General features: G+C 70.6%; 3 protein-coding genes. All 3 read right to left on the bottom strand.

All coding sequences use genetic code 11. The features are described 5' to 3' along the window. Positions 1-109: 109 nt before the first annotated feature. Positions 110-784, bottom strand: a complete 675-nt coding sequence (locus ACFU99_RS38395; RefSeq protein WP_384401769.1) for a class I SAM-dependent DNA methyltransferase — start codon at positions 782-784, stop codon at positions 110-112. A 158-nt stretch (positions 785-942) separates the two neighbouring features. Further along, on the bottom strand, positions 943-1,629 hold the full coding sequence (locus ACFU99_RS38390) for a DUF402 domain-containing protein (protein WP_384401765.1): 687 nt from the start codon (positions 1,627-1,629) through the stop codon (positions 943-945). A gap of 76 nt (positions 1,630-1,705) precedes the next feature. Next, positions 1,706-3,130: a class II fumarate hydratase gene (locus tag ACFU99_RS38385; protein ID WP_384401762.1), complete on the bottom strand. Its 1,425-nt coding sequence runs from the start codon at positions 3,128-3,130 to the stop codon at positions 1,706-1,708. Positions 3,131-3,282: the final 152 nt, after the last annotated feature.

Raw genomic sequence — 3,282 nt, 5'->3', positions numbered from 1 at the left:
CGCCAGGGGCGGCGGGCTGCCGTGCTTCGTGGGAGGTCGGGTGCTCCGTCACGCGTGAGGTTCCATCCGTCCGGGGCCGTACGCCCATTCGCCGCGGGCGCACCGAGGGTCAGGCGCGTCGCAGATTGAGGAAGAGCTGGATCTCGGGTGGTACATCCGTACTGGCCGGGGCGTACGCGTGCGAATCTTCCCCGACGACATCGAAACCCGCATCACGCACGACTCGGCGCAATTCGTCTCGCAGGTAGCCGGATACCCGGATGGTGTTGCCGAGGAACGGAATGGAGAAATCGTTCACGTCGGCTTCCACCATGGCGAGCGACAGCAGCCCCTCGGGCCGCAGCATGCCGTGCAGCATCCGCAGCGCGTACGGGATCTCGGGGCGGGGCAGCATCAGCAGGGTGAAGAAGGCGGCGATGCCGTCGAAGGAGCCGAGCCGTTCGTCCCGCAGGTCGGCGATGTCCGCCTGGTGGAACTCCGCGCCCGGCACGTTGTCGCGCGCCAGCTTGAGGATGCCGGGGGAGATGTCGATGCCGACCACCTCGTGTCCGGCCTCGCTCAGCCGGCGGGCCGTGGGCAGCCCCGTACCGCAGCCGAGGTCGAGGACGCGGGAGCCGGGCGGCAGCGCCGACGCCAGCCAGTCGCCCGCCGCGATCTGCCCCTCCTTGTGCGGGAAGGCGTCGTCGTAGCGGTCGCCGATGGCGTCGAAGGCCTCGGCCTGGCCGGTGCGGTCCAGCCCCGCGCGGGCATATCCGTCATAGCCCTGGTTGTCGTCACCGCTCACGGCTCCGCCCCTTCTGTGACCCCTTGTGGTCCTTGTCGACCGCTCGTCAAATGCCGTGCACCGTTCAAGAGTTGCCCGTGCTCGTACATGTTCTTCGCTCCCGCACGGGGTTCCGGAGGACGATCCTACGGTTGCCGTGCGGGGACGCAGCAAGAGGCTCATGCCCTGACGCGCGCCGGGGTGCGGTCCCAGTCTGCCGGGAGCTCCGGCACGGTCCACTCCGGGTCCGGCCGCCAGTCCTCCCAGCCCGCCGAGAACGGAGGGCCCCAGCCGTCGATCACCTCGATGGCCGAGCGCCCCGCGGCCCGCACCCGGTCCGCCTTGGCCGGCGACATCAGGCCGACCCGCTGCGCCTGTTCGAACTCGTCCTCGTCCTTCCATTCCCAACTGCGGTCCGGGTAGACCGAGATATCGAGGAAATGGTCCTCCGAGTCGACGCCCCCGGCCCAGCGGGCGAGCGGCTCCTCAAGGTTCACGTACCAGTCCTTGAAGCGCCAGCCGCGCTCCCAGAACAGCCAGACCGACCACGGCTCGCCCGGCCGGGCGAGCTTGAGCACCCCGGTGCCGAACCAGCGCGAGCGCGTGGTCGTCCGCGGCTTGGTGTAGCGCGTGCGCAGCGGCTCGCGGTGGACCGGCGTGCCGTCGGAGAGCAGCGGCTTGACGCAGTCCGTGCCGGGCGCCATCCACACCGCCAGCAGGTCGTCGGTGTCCCGCACGACGGTGACGGGGCGACAGATGTGGATGCGATCGCAGGCGTTGTCGCGATAGCGCCACAGGATGTGATCCCCCGGCGCCCAGTGTGCGGTGTCTGCCGTTCCCGTCGTCTCCATCGTCTCCGCTGTCATGCACAGATCTTAGGCGTCGCCCCCGCCGACCGGCCGTGATCTGCGCCGCACGCGCGTCCCGCACCGCCCGCCGCGGCTACGGCCGGGTCATGCGCAGCACGTCAAGAGCCTCGTCGAGCTGTTCCAGGGTCAGCAGCCCGCGGTCCACATAGCCGCCCTCCAGCACCACTTCGCGGATCGTCCTGCGCTCGGCGAGGGACTTCTTGGCGACCTTGGCCGCCTCCTCGTATCCGATGTAGCGGTTGAGCGGGGTCACCACGGACGGTGACGACTCGGCGTACTCGCGGGCCCGCTCCGCGTTGGCGGTGATCCCGTCGACCGTGCGGTCGGCCAGCAGCCGCGCGGCGTTGGCGAGCAGCCGCACGGACTCCAGGATGTTCTTGGCCATCACCGGGAGCGCCACATTGAGCTCGAAGTTCCCGGAGGCGCCCGCCGTGGCGACGGTCAGGTCGTTCCCGGCCACCTGCGCGGCCACCATCAGCACGGCCTCCGGAATGACCGGATTGACCTTCCCCGGCATGATCGACGAGCCGGGCTGGAGGTCGGGCAGGGCGATCTCGGCCAGCCCCGTGCGCGGGCCCGAGGCCATCCAGCGCAGGTCGTTGGAGATCTTGGTGAGGCCCACCGCCACGGTCCGCAGCTGCCCGCTGGCCTCCACCAGCCCGTCCCGCGCCCCCTGCGCCTCGAAGTGGTTGCGGGCCTCCGTCAGCGGCAGCCCGCTGGCCTCGGCGACCTTCGCGATCACGGCCGGGGAGAAGCCGGGCGGGGTGTTGATGCCGGTGCCCACCGCGGTGCCGCCGAGCGGCAGTTCGGCCAGCCGCGGCAGGGCGGCACGCAGCCGCTCCACGCCGTAGCGGACCTGGGCCGCGTACCCGCCGAACTCCTGGCCGAGCGTGACCGGCGTCGCGTCCATCAGGTGCGTACGGCCGGACTTGACGACCTCCGCGAACTCCTCGGCCTTGCGCTCCAGCGACGCGGCGAGGCGGTCCAGCGCGGGGATCAGATCGCGGGTGACCGCGGCGGTCGCGGCGATGTGGATGGAGGAGGGGAAGACGTCGTTGGAGGACTGGCTGGCGTTGACATGGTCATTGGGGTGCACGTCGCGGCCGAGCCGCTCGGTGGCCAGCGTCGCGATGACCTCGTTGGCGTTCATGTTGGACGAGGTGCCCGAGCCCGTCTGGAAGACGTCCACCGGGAAATGGTCGTCCCAGCGGCCCTCCGCCACCTCGCCCGCCGCGGCCGCGATGGCGTCCGCCACCTCCCGCTCGACCACGCCCAGCTCGGCGTTGACCTCGGCGGCGGCGGCCTTGATACGGCCCAGCGCCTCGATATGGGCCCGCTCCAGGTGCGCTCCGCTGATGGGGAAGTTCTCCACGGCGCGCTGGGTCTGCGCCCGCCACTTGGCGTGCGCGGGCACCCGCACCTCGCCCATGGAGTCGTGCTCGATCCGGTAAGCGTCCCCGTGCTCGCCCCGGGAGCCGTCAGTGCCTTGGTCGGCCATCGTCAGCCACCTCCTGTGAAGAAGAGCGTTTGTCTGGTTCGCGGTGTTCCCAAACACCACTACTTGCCAGTAAATACCGGAGGCATCAACCGAAACCGGGGAGGCTCCATGCAACGACGCAGCAGACCCAGGGCGCGGTGTGCCGTCGCCGC

It is taken from the genome of Streptomyces sp. NPDC057654 (assembly GCF_042800135.1).
GTDB lineage: Bacteria > Actinomycetota > Actinomycetes > Streptomycetales > Streptomycetaceae > Streptomyces.
The sequence above is the reverse complement of the archived record's forward strand: the minus strand, read 5'-3'. Positions and strand labels throughout refer to the sequence as shown.